This window comes from Streptomyces sp. NBC_00377 (assembly GCF_036075115.1).
In the GTDB taxonomy this organism is placed as follows: Bacteria; Actinomycetota; Actinomycetes; order Streptomycetales; family Streptomycetaceae; genus Streptomyces.
The window spans coordinates 2,677,976-2,693,633 of sequence record NZ_CP107958.1 but is presented as its reverse complement, the minus strand read 5'-3'; the positions used below and the strand labels follow the sequence as shown (position 1 = coordinate 2,693,633).

The 15,658-nt window shown below is 65.5% G+C and carries 9 protein-coding genes, 1 tRNA gene and 3 rRNA genes; 10 read left to right on the top strand and 3 right to left on the bottom strand.

From position 1 onward, the window contains the following. The first annotated feature begins 30 nt into the window (after nt 1–30). Together dapB and OHS71_RS12065 are read left to right on the top strand one after the other, a co-directional pair. Complete coding sequence (dapB, locus tag OHS71_RS12070; protein WP_328479390.1) at nt 31–789, top strand: 4-hydroxy-tetrahydrodipicolinate reductase; 759 nt, start codon at nt 31–33, stop codon at nt 787–789. A gap of 7 nt (nt 790–796) precedes the next feature. Beyond that, nucleotides 797–1,252: a hypothetical protein gene (locus tag OHS71_RS12065; RefSeq protein ID WP_328479389.1), complete on the top strand. Its 456-nt coding sequence runs from the start codon at nt 797–799 to the stop codon at nt 1,250–1,252. 87 nt (nt 1,253–1,339) lie between these two features. Here the strand turns inward: OHS71_RS12065 and OHS71_RS12060 are convergent, their stop codons facing one another. Together OHS71_RS12060 and OHS71_RS12055 are read right to left on the bottom strand one after the other, a co-directional pair. Next, nucleotides 1,340–1,894, bottom strand: coding sequence for a hypothetical protein (locus OHS71_RS12060; protein WP_328479388.1), 555 nt, complete (start codon nt 1,892–1,894; stop codon nt 1,340–1,342). Nucleotides 1,895–1,983: 89 nt separating this feature from the next. After that, complete coding sequence (locus OHS71_RS12055; RefSeq protein ID WP_328479387.1) at nt 1,984–2,220, bottom strand: hypothetical protein; 237 nt, start codon at nt 2,218–2,220, stop codon at nt 1,984–1,986. Between the two features lie 187 nt (nt 2,221–2,407). Between OHS71_RS12055 and thyX the strand changes: the two genes are divergently transcribed. The 8 genes from thyX to OHS71_RS12015 all read left to right on the top strand — a co-directional run bounded on the left by thyX (nt 2,408) and on the right by OHS71_RS12015 (nt 12,683). Continuing rightward, a complete protein-coding gene (gene thyX / locus OHS71_RS12050) occupies nt 2,408–3,148 on the top strand; it encodes an FAD-dependent thymidylate synthase (protein WP_328479386.1) in 741 nt (246 codons plus the stop codon). A 205-nt stretch (nt 3,149–3,353) separates the two neighbouring features. Further along, the gene (dapA, locus tag OHS71_RS12045) at nt 3,354–4,253 is read left to right on the top strand and encodes a 4-hydroxy-tetrahydrodipicolinate synthase (protein WP_328479385.1); all 900 of its coding nucleotides are present in this window, start codon (nt 3,354–3,356) and stop codon (nt 4,251–4,253) included. A gap of 127 nt (nt 4,254–4,380) precedes the next feature. Beyond that, on the top strand, nt 4,381–6,066 hold the full coding sequence (locus OHS71_RS12040; protein WP_328479384.1) for a ribonuclease J: 1,686 nt from the start codon (nt 4,381–4,383) through the stop codon (nt 6,064–6,066). Nucleotides 6,067–6,583: 517 nt separating this feature from the next. Further along, a 16S ribosomal RNA gene (locus OHS71_RS12035) occupies nt 6,584–8,109 on the top strand. A 315-nt stretch (nt 8,110–8,424) separates the two neighbouring features. Then, a 23S ribosomal RNA gene (locus OHS71_RS12030) occupies nt 8,425–11,548 on the top strand. Nucleotides 11,549–11,638: 90 nt separating this feature from the next. Beyond that, nucleotides 11,639–11,755 (top strand): 5S ribosomal RNA (rrf, locus tag OHS71_RS12025). The 16S, 23S and 5S rRNA genes sit together here, the layout of an rRNA operon. A 114-nt stretch (nt 11,756–11,869) precedes the next feature. Beyond that, complete coding sequence (locus OHS71_RS12020; protein WP_328484481.1) at nt 11,870–12,532, top strand: DegT/DnrJ/EryC1/StrS family aminotransferase; 663 nt, start codon at nt 11,870–11,872, stop codon at nt 12,530–12,532. A 75-nt stretch (nt 12,533–12,607) separates the two neighbouring features. Continuing rightward, nucleotides 12,608–12,683 (top strand) — tRNA-Thr (locus OHS71_RS12015). Nucleotides 12,684–12,740: 57 nt separating this feature from the next. Here the strand turns inward: OHS71_RS12015 and OHS71_RS12010 are convergent. Continuing rightward, nucleotides 12,741–15,482, bottom strand: coding sequence for a SpoIIE family protein phosphatase (locus tag OHS71_RS12010; protein ID WP_328479383.1), 2,742 nt, complete (start codon nt 15,480–15,482; stop codon nt 12,741–12,743). Nucleotides 15,483–15,658 lie beyond the last annotated feature (176 nt).

Here is a 15,658-nt window from a genome sequence, read left to right as displayed (position 1 = left end):
TTCGGCAACTTCGGTAAGGAAGCACAAGAGATGAGCAAGCTGCGCGTGGCGGTCCTCGGCGCCAAGGGCCGGATCGGCTCCGAGGCGGTACGGGCCGTCGAGGCCGCCGAGGACATGGAGCTGGTGGCCGCCCTCGGCCGGGGCGACAAGCTTGAGGCCCTGGCCGAGAGCGGCGCCCAGGTCGTGGTCGAACTGACCACACCGGCCTCGGTGATGGACAACCTCGACTACTGCGTACGGCACGGCATCCACGCCGTGGTCGGTACGACCGGCTGGACCGACGAGCGCCTCGCGCACCTGACGGCCCGGCTGGCCGAGTCCCCGGGGACGGGCGTGCTCATCGCGCCCAACTTCTCCATCGGCGCCGTCCTGACCATGAAGTTCGCGCAGATCGCGGCGCCCTACTTCGAGTCCGTCGAGGTCGTCGAACTCCACCACCCCAACAAGGTGGACGCCCCCTCCGGCACCGCCACCCGCACCGCCCAGCTCATCGCCGAGGCGCGTCGCGAAGCGGGCGCGGCCCCGGCGCCGGACGCCACGGAGACGGGTCTGGACGGCGCGCGGGGCGCGAACGTCGACGGCATCCCGGTCCACGCCGTCCGGCTGCGCGGACTGCTGGCCCACCAGGAGGTGCTGCTGGGCGGTGAGGGCGAGACCCTCACGGTCCGCCACGACTCGCTCCACCACAGCAGCTTCATGCCGGGCATCCTCCTCGGCGCCCGCCGGGTGGTGTCCACGCCGGGCCTCACCTTCGGCCTGGAACACTTCCTGGACCTCGGCCGAGGCTGAAGCCGACATGCGCGCCAAGCTCTCCTACGCCGTCACGGCCGCCGTCCTGGTCTTCTACTTCGTCCTGGTCGGCAGCCGCGGCGTCATGCTCATCCAGTCCGGCACGCTCCTGACCGTCACCTTCGGCGTGGCGGTGCTGATCCTGCCGGTCATCGGCGTCTGGTTCCTCTGGAAGAACACCCAGTTCGTCCGCCGCGCCAACGCCCTCGCCGCCGAACTCGACGCCGAGGGCGGGCTGCCCGTCGACGAACTGAAGCGCACCGCGGGCGGCCGCGTCGACCGGGACTCCGCCGACGAGGTCTTCGCGCTCCGCAAGGCCGAGACCGAGGCGGCTCCCGACGACTGGCGCAGCTGGTTCCGGCTCGCCATCGCCTACCACGACGCCCGGGACACCCCCCGGGCGCGCAAGGCGATGCAGCGCGCGATCAGCCTGCACGACGGCAAGCCGCTCAGGACCGCCTGACCGTACGTCGAAGGGGCCGGTCCGCACCTGGTGCGGACCGGCCCCTTCGACGCGTCCCCTCGGGCGCCCGATCGTGCGTCCGGGGGTTCAGCCGCGCCGGTTCTCCGCGGCCCACGCCTCGATCGCGTCCGCCGCCCGGTCGAAGGCCTCGGCACGCGCCAGGAAGTCCGCCCCGTGCGTGGTCAGCAGCGCCGGGGCCTCCCCGGCGGGCCGGTCCCGCCGTACGACGGTCAGGGCCTGCCCCTGGACCGTGCGCGGCAGCCCCAGCCAGCGCACCGGCTGCTGCACGGTCCGCACGGCCACGACCCGCTCCCAGGGCAGCGTGCGCGTCAGGAGGAAACCCACGTGCCGCAGCCCACGCTCGCTCACCCACACACCCACCCGCAGCAACCGCAGCGCTCCGGCGATCACGACCAGGGAACAGCCGAGCACCGCACCGGCCTCGGACGCCGACCCGGTCAACGCGATGATGACGGCCGCGAACAGCACGTACGAGGCGAGCAGCAGCGCCAGTGCGGCCACTCCGACCCGCCAGGGCCCGGGCCGGTAGGGCCGCCGCCAGCGCTGACGGTCGTCGAAGGGCAACGCGACGTCGTCCGCCGCGTCGAAGGCGTGGTCGGCCGTCAGGAAGGGCAGGGGCACGGCTGGTCCTCACTCGTCCATACGTGGGCTGTGCCCGGTGAGGCTATCCGTCCGTGTCCCGGCTCACCACCATCGGGGTCCGGATGGCGTCAGCGCCCCTGGGACGCCTGGGACTGCTGCCCCGTTGAGGAGTGGTCCGAGCTCAGCGCCGGCATCCCGACGACCAGGGAGCCCACCAGGGCGGCCACGATGGTGAGCCCCAGCAGCCACTGCCCGGCTGTCTGACCGACGGAGGGGCGTTCCACAGGTGGGGGAGCGATGTTGCTGCGAAACCTGTCGGCCTCGGCGAGGAAGGCGAAGGGTACGGGTTCGCGCCGGCGGAACATGATGGGTACATCCTCCTGGGGCTCTCGGTCGGACGCGTTCACTGATACAGACGAGCGAGTGCCCGAAAACGTGCCCCATATCGGCAGACATCCCGGCGAATCCCGTGGCCGCCCAGGGGAGCCCGGCGCGGCGGCCCCACGTAGAGTTGGCGCCGCTCCGAAGACGCGATGGAAGGACCCCCGCACAGTGACCGACAGTCCCGCCGACGACCTCAAGCCCGGCTTCCGCAGCGATGTCACCGTCGAACTGGTCAAACACACCGCGTCCGACGCCGATGTGCTCTTCGCCGCCCGTGTCTCGACCGTCGGCGAGCAGTCCCTGGACGAGCTGGGCAAGGACCCGGAGCGCTCGAAGGGCCTGATCAACTACCTGATGCGCGATCGGCACGGCAGCCCGTTCGAGCACAACTCGATGACGTTCTTCATCAGTGCCCCGATCTTCGTCTTCCGCGAGTTCATGCGCCACCGCGTCGGCTGGTCGTACAACGAGGAGTCCGGCCGCTACCGGGAGCTCCAGCCGGTCTTCTACGTGCCCGGCGAGTCCCGCAAACTCGTCCAGCAGGGCCGTCCGGGCAAGTACGTCTTCGTCGAGGGCACCGAGGCCCAGCAGGAGCTGGTGAGCCGCACCATGGAGGACTCCTACCGCCAGGCCTACGCGGCCTATCAGGAGATGCTCGCCGCCGGTGTCGCCCGCGAGGTGGCCCGCGCGGTCCTTCCCGTCGGCCTCTTCTCTTCGATGTACGCCACCTGCAACGCCCGCTCGCTGATGCACTTCCTCGGCCTGCGCACCCAGCACGAGCTGGCGAAGGTCCCGTCGTTCCCGCAGCGGGAGATCGAGATGGTGGGCGAGAAGATGGAGGCCGAGTGGGCCGCGCTGATGCCTCTCACGTACGCGGCCTTCAACGCCAACGGGCGCGTCGCCCCGTAAGGCGACCCGGCTACGGAGACGTATGTACGGATCATCCGCGCGAAGTGTCCGTATTGCGGCATTTAGAGAAGTTCATCTAGCCTGATCAAACGGACCCGGCACTGCTTGAACCCCCGAGCAGGCAGTGCCGGGTTCCATCTTTGTCATGACTTTCCGTACCCCCCGCGGGCAGACCCTGCGGTGAGCAACGAGTAGCGTGTTACCCATGGCTCCGACCTCCACTCCGCAGACCCCCTTCGGGCGGGTCCTCACCGCCATGGTCACGCCCTTCACGGCGGACGGCGCACTCGACCTCGACGGCGCACAGCGGCTCGCCACCCATCTGGTGGACGCAGGCAACGACGGCCTGATCGTCAACGGGACCACCGGCGAGTCGCCCACCACCGGTGACGCGGAGAAATCGGACCTGGTACGAGCAGTCCTGGAGGCCGTCGGAGACCGCGCCCACGTCGTCGCCGGCGTCGGCACCAACGACACCCACCACAGCGTGGAACTCGCCCGTGCGGCCGAGAGCGCCGGCGCGCACGGCCTCCTGGTCGTCACCCCGTACTACAACAAGCCCCCTCAGGAGGGCCTGTACCGGCACTTCACGACCGTCGCCGACGCCACCGGGCTGCCGGTCATGCTCTATGACATTCCCGGCCGCAGCGGCGTCCCGATCAGCACCGAGACGCTGGTCCGCCTCGCGGCGCACCCGCGGATCGTCGCCAACAAGGACGCCAAGGGCGACCTCGGCCGGGCGAGCTGGGCCATCGCGCGCTCCGGTCTGGCCTGGTACTCCGGTGACGACATGCTGAACCTGCCGCTGCTCTCCGTGGGCGCGGTCGGCTTCGTCTCGGTCGTCGGTCACGTGGTCACGCCGGACCTGCGCGCCCTCGTCGAGGCGTTCACCGCCGGGGACGTCCAGAAGGCGACGGAGATCCACCAGAAGCTGCTCCCGGTCTACACCGGCATGTTCCGCACCCAGGGTGTGATGACGACGAAGGCGGCCCTCACCCTGCTGGGCCTGCCCGCCGGCCCGCTCCGCCCGCCCATGGTGGAGTGCTCGCCCGAAGAGATCGAACAGCTCAAGATCGATCTTGCGGCGGGCGGGGTACAGCTCTGACAACAGACTTCACAACTGAATAGCAGGCCACCGGTGCCTGCAATCCACAACGACAACTGCTACTGCACGAACGTCACGCGCGCCACGTGCCCACCGGTACGTGGCGTGTGTGGTTGAGGAGAGTCTTTTGAGTCATCCGCATCCCGAACTTGCCCCGCCGCCGCCGCTCCCGGCGGGCGGCCTCAGGGTCACCCCGCTCGGCGGTCTCGGTGAAATCGGCCGGAACATGACGGTCTTCGAGTTCGGCGGCCGCCTGCTGATCGTCGACTGCGGCGTGCTCTTCCCCGAGGAGGAGCAGCCCGGAATCGACCTGATCCTGCCGGACTTCACGTCCATCAGGGACCGCCTGAACGACATCGAGGGCATCGTCCTCACCCACGGCCACGAGGACCACATCGGCGCCGTCCCCTACCTCCTCCGGGAGAAGCCGGACATCCCGCTGATCGGCTCCAAGCTGACCCTCGCCTTCATCGAGGCCAAGCTCCAGGAGCACCGGATCCGCCCGTACACCCTCGAGGTGGCGGAGGGACAGCGTGAGCGCATCGGCCCCTTCGACTGCGAGTTCATCGCCGTCAACCACTCGATCCCGGACGCCCTCGCCGTCGCCATCCGCACGCCTGCGGGCATGGTGGTCCACACGGGCGACTTCAAGATGGACCAGCTCCCGCTGGACGGCCGTCTCACGGACCTGCACGCGTTCGCGCGTCTGAGCGAGGAAGGCATCGACCTCCTTCTCTCCGACTCCACGAACGCCGAGGTCCCCGGTTTCGTGGCGCCCGAGCGGGACATCTCCAACGTCCTGCGCAACGTCTTCGCGAACGCCCGCAAGCGGATCATCGTGGCCAGCTTCGCCAGCCACATCCACCGCATCCAGCAGATCCTGGACACGGCGCACGAGTACGGCCGCCGCGTCGCCTTTGTCGGCCGCTCGATGGTCCGCAACATGGGCATCGCCCGGGACCTGGGCTATCTGAAGGTCCCACCGGGTCTGGTCGTGGACGTCAAGACGCTCGACGACCTCCCGGACCACGAGGTGGTGCTGGTCTGCACGGGCTCCCAGGGCGAACCGATGGCCGCCCTTTCCCGCATGGCCAACCGCGACCACCAGATCCGCATCGTGCCCGGCGACACGGTGATCCTGGCGTCGTCGCTCATCCCCGGCAACGAGAACGCGGTCTACCGCGTGATCAACGGCCTGACCCGCTGGGGGGCGCACGTCGTCCACAAGGGCAACGCCAAGGTGCACGTCTCGGGCCACGCGTCCGCGGGCGAGCTCCTGTACTTCTACAACATCTGCCGCCCGAAGAACCTGATGCCGGTGCACGGCGAATGGCGCCACCTACGGGCCAACGCCGAGCTGGGCGCCGCGACCGGCGTCCCGCACGACCGCATCGTGATCGCCGAGGACGGCGTGGTCGTCGACCTGGTCGAGGGCAAGGCCAAGATCTCGGGCAAGGTCCAGGCCGGGTACGTCTACGTCGACGGCCTCTCGGTCGGTGACGTGGGTGAGCCGGCTCTGAAGGACCGGAAGATCCTGGGCGACGAGGGCATCATCTCGGTCTTCGTCGTCGTGGACTCCTCCACGGGCAAGATCACCGGCGGCCCGCACATCCAGGCCCGCGGTTCGGGCATCGAGGACTCGGCCTTCTCCGCCGTCACCCCGAAGATCGCCGAGGTCCTGGAACGCTCGGCCCAGGACGGAGTGGTGGAGCCCCACCAGCTCCAGCAGCTCATCCGCCGCACCCTGGGCAAATGGGTCTCGGACACCTATCGCCGCAGGCCGATGATCCTCCCGGTCGTGGTCGAGGTCTGAGCGACGTACGGCATCCCGTACGCGTGAACCCGGGGCGGGGCTCCTCGATTTGCATCGAGGAGCCCTGCTCCAGTACGTTTACGGCTCCGCCAGAACGGGAAGCCGGGCGCCTCGTGCGCTAGGGCCGACCCCGGGAAGGGCCGGGAAAACCGACTCAGAACTTCTGATAAAGTCGGAACCGCCGGAAAGGAAACCGCGAAACAAAAGCGGGAACCTGGAAAGCACCGAGGAAATCGGGTCGAGAAAAGATCTGATAGAGTCGGAAACGCAAGACCGAAGGGAAGCGCCCGGAGGAAAGCCCGAGAGTATCGGGTGAGTACAAAGGAAGCGTCCGTTCCTTGAGAACTCAACAGCGTGCCAAAAATCAACGCCAGATATGTTGATACCCCGTCCCCGGCAGTGATAGCCGAGGATGAGGTTCCTTTGAAACAAAACACAGCGAGGACGCTGTGAACGGCCGGGCTTATTCCGCCTGGCTGTTCCGCTCTCGTGGTGTCGTCCCGATTACGGGAAAACATTCACGGAGAGTTTGATCCTGGCTCAGGACGAACGCTGGCGGCGTGCTTAACACATGCAAGTCGAACGATGAACCACTTCGGTGGGGATTAGTGGCGAACGGGTGAGTAACACGTGGGCAATCTGCCCTTCACTCTGGGACAAGCCCTGGAAACGGGGTCTAATACCGGATAATACTTCCACTCGCATGGGTGGAGGTTAAAAGCTCCGGCGGTGAAGGATGAGCCCGCGGCCTATCAGCTTGTTGGTGAGGTAATGGCTCACCAAGGCGACGACGGGTAGCCGGCCTGAGAGGGCGACCGGCCACACTGGGACTGAGACACGGCCCAGACTCCTACGGGAGGCAGCAGTGGGGAATATTGCACAATGGGCGAAAGCCTGATGCAGCGACGCCGCGTGAGGGATGACGGCCTTCGGGTTGTAAACCTCTTTCAGCAGGGAAGAAGCGAAAGTGACGGTACCTGCAGAAGAAGCGCCGGCTAACTACGTGCCAGCAGCCGCGGTAATACGTAGGGCGCAAGCGTTGTCCGGAATTATTGGGCGTAAAGAGCTCGTAGGCGGTCTGTCGCGTCGGATGTGAAAGCCCGGGGCTTAACCCCGGGTCTGCATTCGATACGGGCAGACTAGAGTGTGGTAGGGGAGATCGGAATTCCTGGTGTAGCGGTGAAATGCGCAGATATCAGGAGGAACACCGGTGGCGAAGGCGGATCTCTGGGCCATTACTGACGCTGAGGAGCGAAAGCGTGGGGAGCGAACAGGATTAGATACCCTGGTAGTCCACGCCGTAAACGGTGGGAACTAGGTGTTGGCGACATTCCACGTCGTCGGTGCCGCAGCTAACGCATTAAGTTCCCCGCCTGGGGAGTACGGCCGCAAGGCTAAAACTCAAAGGAATTGACGGGGGCCCGCACAAGCAGCGGAGCATGTGGCTTAATTCGACGCAACGCGAAGAACCTTACCAAGGCTTGACATACACCGGAAACGGCCAGAGATGGTCGCCCCCTTGTGGTCGGTGTACAGGTGGTGCATGGCTGTCGTCAGCTCGTGTCGTGAGATGTTGGGTTAAGTCCCGCAACGAGCGCAACCCTTGTTCTGTGTTGCCAGCATGCCCTTCGGGGTGATGGGGACTCACAGGAGACTGCCGGGGTCAACTCGGAGGAAGGTGGGGACGACGTCAAGTCATCATGCCCCTTATGTCTTGGGCTGCACACGTGCTACAATGGCCGGTACAAAGAGCTGCGAAACCGTGAGGTGGAGCGAATCTCAAAAAGCCGGTCTCAGTTCGGATTGGGGTCTGCAACTCGACCCCATGAAGTCGGAGTTGCTAGTAATCGCAGATCAGCATTGCTGCGGTGAATACGTTCCCGGGCCTTGTACACACCGCCCGTCACGTCACGAAAGTCGGTAACACCCGAAGCCGGTGGCCCAACCCCTTGTGGGAGGGAGCTGTCGAAGGTGGGACTGGCGATTGGGACGAAGTCGTAACAAGGTAGCCGTACCGGAAGGTGCGGCTGGATCACCTCCTTTCTAAGGAGCACTTCTTACCGATCCCCACGGGGTGAGGTCAGAGGCCAGTACATCGGCGTACGTCCGATGCTGGTTGCTCATGGGTGGAACGTTGATTATTCGGCATTCTCAGTCATCTCGGGCTGCAAGTACTGCTCTTCGGAGCGTGGAAAGCTGATCATGAGTGGCGAGGGTGCCGGGCACGCTGTTGGGTATCTGAGGGTGCGGCTGTGAAGCCGTCCTTCTGATGCCGGCCCCAGTGCACTCCAGCTCAGGTTGGGGGTGATGGGTGGCTGGTCGTTGTTTGAGAACTGCACAGTGGACGCGAGCATCTGTGGCCAAGTTTTTAAGGGCGCACGGTGGATGCCTTGGCACCAGGAACCGATGAAGGACGTGGGAGGCCACGATAGTCCCCGGGGAGTCGTCAACCAGGCTTTGATCCGGGGGTTTCCGAATGGGGAAACCCGGCAGTCGTCATGGGCTGTCACCCATACCTGAACACATAGGGTATGTGGAGGGAACGCGGGGAAGTGAAACATCTCAGTACCCGCAGGAAGAGAAAACAACCGTGATTCCGGGAGTAGTGGCGAGCGAAACCGGATGAGGCCAAACCGTATACGTGTGAGACCCGGCAGGGGTTGCGTGTGCGGGGTTGTGGGATCTCTCTTTCACAGTCTGCCGGCTGTGAGACGAGTCAGAAACCGTTGATGTAGGCGAAGGACATGCGAAAGGTCCGGCGTAGAGGGTAAGACCCCCGTAGTCGAAACATCAGCGGCTCGTTTGAGAGACACCCAAGTAGCACGGGGCCCGAGAAATCCCGTGTGAATCTGGCGGGACCACCCGCTAAGCCTAAATATTCCCTGGTGACCGATAGCGGATAGTACCGTGAGGGAATGGTGAAAAGTACCGCGGGAGCGGAGTGAAATAGTACCTGAAACCGTGTGCCTACAAGCCGTGGGAGCGTCGCGCATCGAGCTTGCTTGGTGCGTCGTGACTGCGTGCCTTTTGAAGAATGAGCCTGCGAGTTTGCGGTGTGTTGCGAGGTTAACCCGAGTGGGGTAGCCGTAGCGAAAGCGAGTCCGAACAGGGCGTTTCAGTAGCACGCTCAAGACCCGAAGCGGAGTGATCTAGCCATGGGCAGGTTGAAGCGGAGGTAAGACTTCGTGGAGGACCGAACCCACCAGGGTTGAAAACCTGGGGGATGACCTGTGGTTAGGGGTGAAAGGCCAATCAAACTCCGTGATAGCTGGTTCTCCCCGAAATGCATTTAGGTGCAGCGTCGTGTGTTTCTTGCCGGAGGTAGAGCACTGGATAGGCGATGGGCCCTACCGGGTTACTGACCTTAGCCAAACTCCGAATGCCGGTAAGTGAGAGCGCGGCAGTGAGACTGTGGGGGATAAGCTCCATGGTCGAGAGGGAAACAGCCCAGAGCATCGACTAAGGCCCCTAAGCGTACGCTAAGTGGGAAAGGATGTGGAGTCGCACAGACAACCAGGAGGTTGGCTTAGAAGCAGCCACCCTTGAAAGAGTGCGTAATAGCTCACTGGTCTAGTGATTCCGCGCCGACAATGTAGCGGGGCTCAAGCGTACCGCCGAAGTCGTGTCATTGCAGCAATACGCCCAACGGCGGCTGTGATGGGTAGGGGAGCGTCGTGTGCCGGGTGAAGCAGCACCGGAAGGTAGTTGTGGACGGTTCACGAGTGAGAATGCAGGCATGAGTAGCGATACACACGTGAGAAACGTGTGCGCCGATTGACTAAGGGTTCCTGGGTCAAGCTGATCTGCCCAGGGTAAGTCGGGACCTAAGGCGAGGCCGACAGGCGTAGTCGATGGATAACCGGTTGATATTCCGGTACCCGCTGTGAAGCGTCAAACATCGAGCATCGTGATGCTAAGGCCGTGAAGCCGTTCCGGACCCTTCGGGGAAAGGAAAGTGGTGGAGCCGCCGGCCCAAGCGGTTAGTAGGTGAGTGATGGGGTGACGCAGGAAGGTAGTCCATCCCGGGCGGTGGTTGTCCCGGGGTAAGGGTGTAGGACGGTGTGTAGGCAAATCCGCACGCCATATAGTCTGAGACCTGATGCCGAGCCGATTGTGGCGAAGTGGATGATCCTATGCTGTCGAGAAAAGCCTCTAGCGAGTTTCATGGCGGCCCGTACCCTAAACCGACTCAGGTGGTCAGGTAGAGAATACCGAGGCGTTCGGGTGAACTATGGTTAAGGAACTCGGCAAAATGCCCCCGTAACTTCGGGAGAAGGGGGGCCATGTCTGGTGAGAGGACTTGCTCCTCGAGCTGGGTGTGGCCGCAGAGACCAGCGAGAAGCGACTGTTTACTAAAAACACAGGTCCGTGCGAAGCCGTAAGGCGATGTATACGGACTGACGCCTGCCCGGTGCTGGAACGTTAAGGGGACCGGTTAGTCACTCTTCGGGGTGGCGAAGCTGAGAACTTAAGCGCCAGTAAACGGCGGTGGTAACTATAACCATCCTAAGGTAGCGAAATTCCTTGTCGGGTAAGTTCCGACCTGCACGAATGGCGTAACGACTTCTCGACTGTCTCAACCATAGGCCCGGTGAAATTGCACTACGAGTAAAGATGCTCGTTTCGCGCAGCAGGACGGAAAGACCCCGGGACCTTTACTACAGTTTGATATTGGTGTTCGGTTCGGCTTGTGTAGGATAGGTGGGAGACTTTGAAGCGGCCACGCCAGTGGTTGTGGAGTCGTCGTTGAAATACCACTCTGGTCGTGCTGGATGTCTAACCTGGGTCCGTGATCCGGATCAGGGACAGTGTCTGATGGGTAGTTTAACTGGGGCGGTTGCCTCCTAAAGAGTAACGGAGGCGCCCAAAGGTTCCCTCAGCCTGGTTGGCAATCAGGTGTTGAGTGTAAGTGCACAAGGGAGCTTGACTGTGAGACCGACGGGTCGAGCAGGGACGAAAGTCGGGACTAGTGATCCGGCGGTGGCTTGTGGAAGCGCCGTCGCTCAACGGATAAAAGGTACCCCGGGGATAACAGGCTGATCTTCCCCAAGAGTCCATATCGACGGGATGGTTTGGCACCTCGATGTCGGCTCGTCGCATCCTGGGGCTGGAGTCGGTCCCAAGGGTTGGGCTGTTCGCCCATTAAAGCGGTACGCGAGCTGGGTTTAGAACGTCGTGAGACAGTTCGGTCCCTATCCGCTGCGCGCGCAGGAATATTGAGAAGGGCTGTCCCTAGTACGAGAGGACCGGGACGGACGAACCTCTGGTGTGCCAGTTGTTCTGCCAAGGGCATGGCTGGTTGGCTACGTTCGGGAGGGATAACCGCTGAAAGCATCTAAGCGGGAAGCCTGCTTCGAGATGAGTATTCCCACCCCCTTTGAGGGGTTAAGGCTCCCAGTAGACGACTGGGTTGATAGGCCGGATGTGGAAGCCCAGTAATGGGTGAAGCTGACCGGTACTAATAGGCCGAGGGCTTGTCCTCAGTTGCTCGCGTCCACTGTGTTGGTTCTGAAACCACGAACAGCCCCATGCCATGGTCACGGTGTGGTGCGGCTGGACAGTTTCATAGTGTTTCGGTGGTCATAGCGTGAGGGAAACGCCCGGTTACATTCCGAACCCGGAAGCTAAGCCTTACAGCGCCGATGGTACTGCAGGGGGGACCCTGTGGGAGAGTAGGACACCGCCGAACAATCATTCAAAGGGTTGGTCTCTGAACTTCGGTTCAGGGACCAACCCTTTTTTGTTTTCGGCCACTTGATGTTCATGTTCCGCCCCGAGCATCCACGGCATGAGTACTGCTGCAATGCTCAGGGCCGCAGGCGTCGGAGTGGGTGACGAGGTCATCGTGCCGGCCTTCGGGAATGCGGAAGTCGCCGGAGCAGTCGCCCTGGCCGGCGCGCAACCGGTGTTCGCCGACGTCGATCCGGTGACGTACTGCCTGGACCCGGAGACTGTCGAGGCGGCCGTAACTCCGCGCACTGCGGCCGTCGTTGTGGTGCACCGCTTCGGACGGCCGGCGGATGTCCGGCGGTTGCACTCGGTGGGGCAGCGGCATGGGCTGCTGGTGTTGGAGCAAGGGGAGTCCGAGGCTCCTCACGACGAGATCGCCCAACGTCGGGAGCGAGCCGCCTTTCTGGACGCACGGTTGCGCGGGGTGCGGATGCCGGACGGCGGGGACGGACACACGTATCAGCAGTACGTCGTGCGAGTGCCGGGGAACGGGCGGCCCGACCGGGACGCTTTCGCGCGTGCGCTGCGGGTCAAGGGAGTTGAGTGCCGGGTGCCGGTGAGGACTCCGTTGCACCGGCTGCCCGAGTACCGGCGGTGCGTGTCGCTCCCGGAGACCGAGCTGGCGGCGGACGAGACCCTGGCGCTGCCGGTGGACGCCTCGTTGACGAAGCGGGACATGCAGCGGATCGTGTCCGCCTGCAACGCGCTCGGCGGACTGCTTCAGCCCGCCTTCTGAACGAGTTTGGGAACACCGGCCAGTTCGGGGTACGATCTGTTCTGTTGCCGCGAGGGAAACCTCGAAAAGCGACCGGCCCTCTTAGCTCAGTCGGTAGAGCGTCTCCATGGTAAGGAGAAGGTCAACGGTTCGATTCCGTTAGAGGGCTCCACAAAGAAAGCCCCCGTCCATCGGACGGGGGCTTTCTTCATGCCTGCGTACTCTTTTCTCACGCCACCCGCATCGCCAGGATCGCCATGTCGTCGGAAGGGGCGTCGGACGCGAAGCGTTCCACCGCGCGCATGATGCGGGCCGCGACGGCGCCGGCCGTGAGACCCGTGCAGGTCGTGAGGACGTCGGCGAGGCCGTCGTCGCCCAGCATGCGGGTGCCCTCGCGGCGCTCGGTGACGCCGTCCGTCACGCAGAGCAGGACGTCCCCCGGATCGAGGGTGACCGTCTGCTCGTACAGTTCCAGGTCCTCCATGACGCCCAGGAGCGGCTGTGGTTCGGCAGCTGCCTCGACCGTGCCGTCCTGGCGCAGGCGCAGGGGGAGCGGGTGGCCCGCACAGACCACCTTCAGTTCTGCGCTGCCGTCCTCGTGGGGGCGCATCTCGCCGTACAGCAGGGTCAGGAAGCGGCTGCGGGCTCCCTCGTCGAGGATGGCGGAGTTGAGTCGCTCCAGAACGGCAGGGCCGCTCAAGCCCTCTCTGGCCAGCAGGCGCAGGGCGTGCCGGGCCAGGCCGGTCACCGCCGCCGCGTTCGGGCCCGTGCCGCAGACGTCGCCGATGGCGAAGCCGTAGACGCCCTCGCTGATGGGGAAGACGTCGTAGAAGTCGCCACCGACCTCGTTGCCCTCTCCGGCCGCGCGGTAGATGACCTCCACCTCGACGCCGTCGATCTTGGGGGTCTCCGGGGGGAGGAGGCTGCGCTGGAGAGCCTGGCTGATCGCCGTGCGCTCGGAGTACAGGCGGGCGTTGTCCAGGGCGAGGGCCGCTCGACGGCTCAGGTCCTCGGCCAGCTCCAGGATCTCCTGGCGGAAGTGTTCGTCGGTGGGCTTGCCCAGGGTCAGCATGCCGATGACGCGGTTGCGGGCGACCAGGGGGAGGACGACCGTCTCGCCGCCCACCGCCGAGGCGGTGGCGAGTGTGGGACCGATACCGGACGAGAATTGGTGCGTCGGGCCGCCGGTGAGGCCGAGGCTGCGCATGGAACTGCGCAGGGCCGCGTCGTGCGCGGCGGCGGCAGGAGCCGCCCAGACCCGCGCGCCGGGGGTGGGGACCGGGTCCGGGGGAGCGATCTTCGAGAGCAGCGACTTGATGCCGTCGATCAGTTCCTCGTCCTCGTGCAGGACGTACGAGAGGAACGGATCGGAGGCCTGGTCGGCGATCGTGTAGACCGCGCACCAGGTGGCGAGGGTGGGAACGGTCATCTGCGCCATGAGGGCCAGTGTCTGGTCGCGGTCCAGGGTGCCCGCGAGGAGGTCGGAGGCCTCGACCAGGAAGCTGAGGGAGCCCCTGCGGAGGCGCTCGAGCTCACCCAGGCGGGCCGACTCCACGGCCAGGGCGATGCGATCGGCCGCGAATTGCAGGCGCAGGGCCTCCTCGTTCGAGTAGCGGCCGGCGGCCTCCGCCGCCACGCCGAGAGATCCGGTGAGGCGGCCCTCGACCTTCAGGGGGACCGTGACGACGGAGCGCATGCCCGTGCCGTTGAGCAGGGGCACGGCGCCGGGCACGGCCAGGAGATCCTCGTGGACGGCCGGCATGCGGGCCGAGCCGTAGCGGCCGGGGCCCGCCTCGACGGGCACGCGCGCGAAGCGCTGGCGGGCGGAGGGCAGGCCCGTGGAGGCGCGGACCTCCAGTTCCGTCTCGTCGTCCGTCGCCAGGAGGAGGAAGGCGGAGTCGGCGTCGAGCATGTCGCGGGCGCGTTCGACCGTGCGCTGGAGGAGGCCGTCGAGGTCGTCCGGGGCAGGGGAGCCGATGAACACCTCGAAGGGATCGGTGCTGTGGCCGTCGGAGGTGGTGCCGGAGTCCGAGGCCGGGACGCGCGACGGGGTCTGCAGGACCGCCCGTTCGTGGTCGCGGACGAGGAGACAGACGGTGGACGGTTCGCCGTCGGTGTCGCGGACGCGCAGGTGGGAGGCGTACACGGGGGTGACGCGGCCGTTGGCGCCGCGGATGCCGTAGCTGCCCTCCCAGCGGGAGAGCTGGAGTGCCTCCACGATGCCGGTGCTCGTGCCGGGCGTGTGCGGCCAGGCGGCGAGGTCCGTGAGGGGCTTGCCGGTGACCTGGTCGGCCGAGTAGCCGAAGAGTTCCTCGGCGTCCTCGTTCCAGGCCGAGATGGCGCCCGCACGGTCGATCTGGACGACCGCCACGCGGACGCGGCTGTCGGCGAGCGGGAGGAGGTCGGCCGGGAGGGACGGGCCGGCCGTGCGGGTGCCCACCGGGCGGTCGGGGAGGTCCAGCTGGAACCAGACCTGTTTGTGGGTGGGCGTGTACTCGACGCCCCAGCGGCCGGCGATGGCAGCGCACAGCTGGAGGCCGCGGCCGCCCTCGCGGTCCGGGCTGCCCATGGTGGCGAGAGAGCCCTGGAGGGGGATCTCCCGTTCGGGATACCGGTCGGACACCTCGATACGCAGGCCCTCGGCGCTGCGCAGGCACAGGACGTCCGCGTGGGTGCCGGCGTGGACGACCGCGTTGGTCACCAGTTCACTGGTGAGGACGACGGCGTCGTCGATGATGTCGGCGAACCCCCAGCCCTGAAGGGTGTCGCGGACGAAGGAGCGGGCGGTCGCTACCGATCGCCCGACGGGCTCGAAGCTGGCAGCCGCGCGCGCGGTGATCACTGAACTCCTCGGCCGGTCGTCGACGTGCAGGGCTCCCTGGCCGGCCGGCTCGCCCCGCTGGTGGGGCGGGCGCGTGTCGGCAGGCCGGGGGTCCGGGGTCTGTCCCCCCGGGATCAGTCCGGTGGTCATGTGTGCGGCCGCCCCTCCGATGCCCGCTCGTGCTCGTGCCACCGCCCAGGCCGGCAGGACCGGCGTGGCTGGACAGCCGCATGCAAGGTTACTTACCTTCCGGGTCCGTACGGATGCCGGTCACCAGTGTTTCCGCCCGAGGGTGTGCGGACGATGTGCGAAGCTGCCGAACTGTT

What these genes read in the sequence shown, in the direction of transcription:
- OHS71_RS12065 (WP_328479389.1), top strand. Translation starts at nt 797, where the DNA reads ATGCGCGCCAAGCTCTCCTACGCCGTCACGGCCGCCGTCCTGGTCTTC.
- OHS71_RS12055 (WP_328479387.1), bottom strand. Translation starts at nt 2,220, where the DNA reads ATGTTCCGCCGGCGCGAACCCGTACCCTTCGCCTTCCTCGCCGAGGCC.
- OHS71_RS12020 (WP_328484481.1), top strand. Translation starts at nt 11,870, where the DNA reads ATGCTCAGGGCCGCAGGCGTCGGAGTGGGTGACGAGGTCATCGTGCCG.
- dapA (WP_328479385.1), top strand. Translation starts at nt 3,354, where the DNA reads ATGGCTCCGACCTCCACTCCGCAGACCCCCTTCGGGCGGGTCCTCACC.
- dapB (WP_328479390.1), top strand. Translation starts at nt 31, where the DNA reads ATGAGCAAGCTGCGCGTGGCGGTCCTCGGCGCCAAGGGCCGGATCGGC.
- OHS71_RS12010 (WP_328479383.1), bottom strand. Translation starts at nt 15,482, where the DNA reads ATGACCACCGGACTGATCCCGGGGGGACAGACCCCGGACCCCCGGCCT.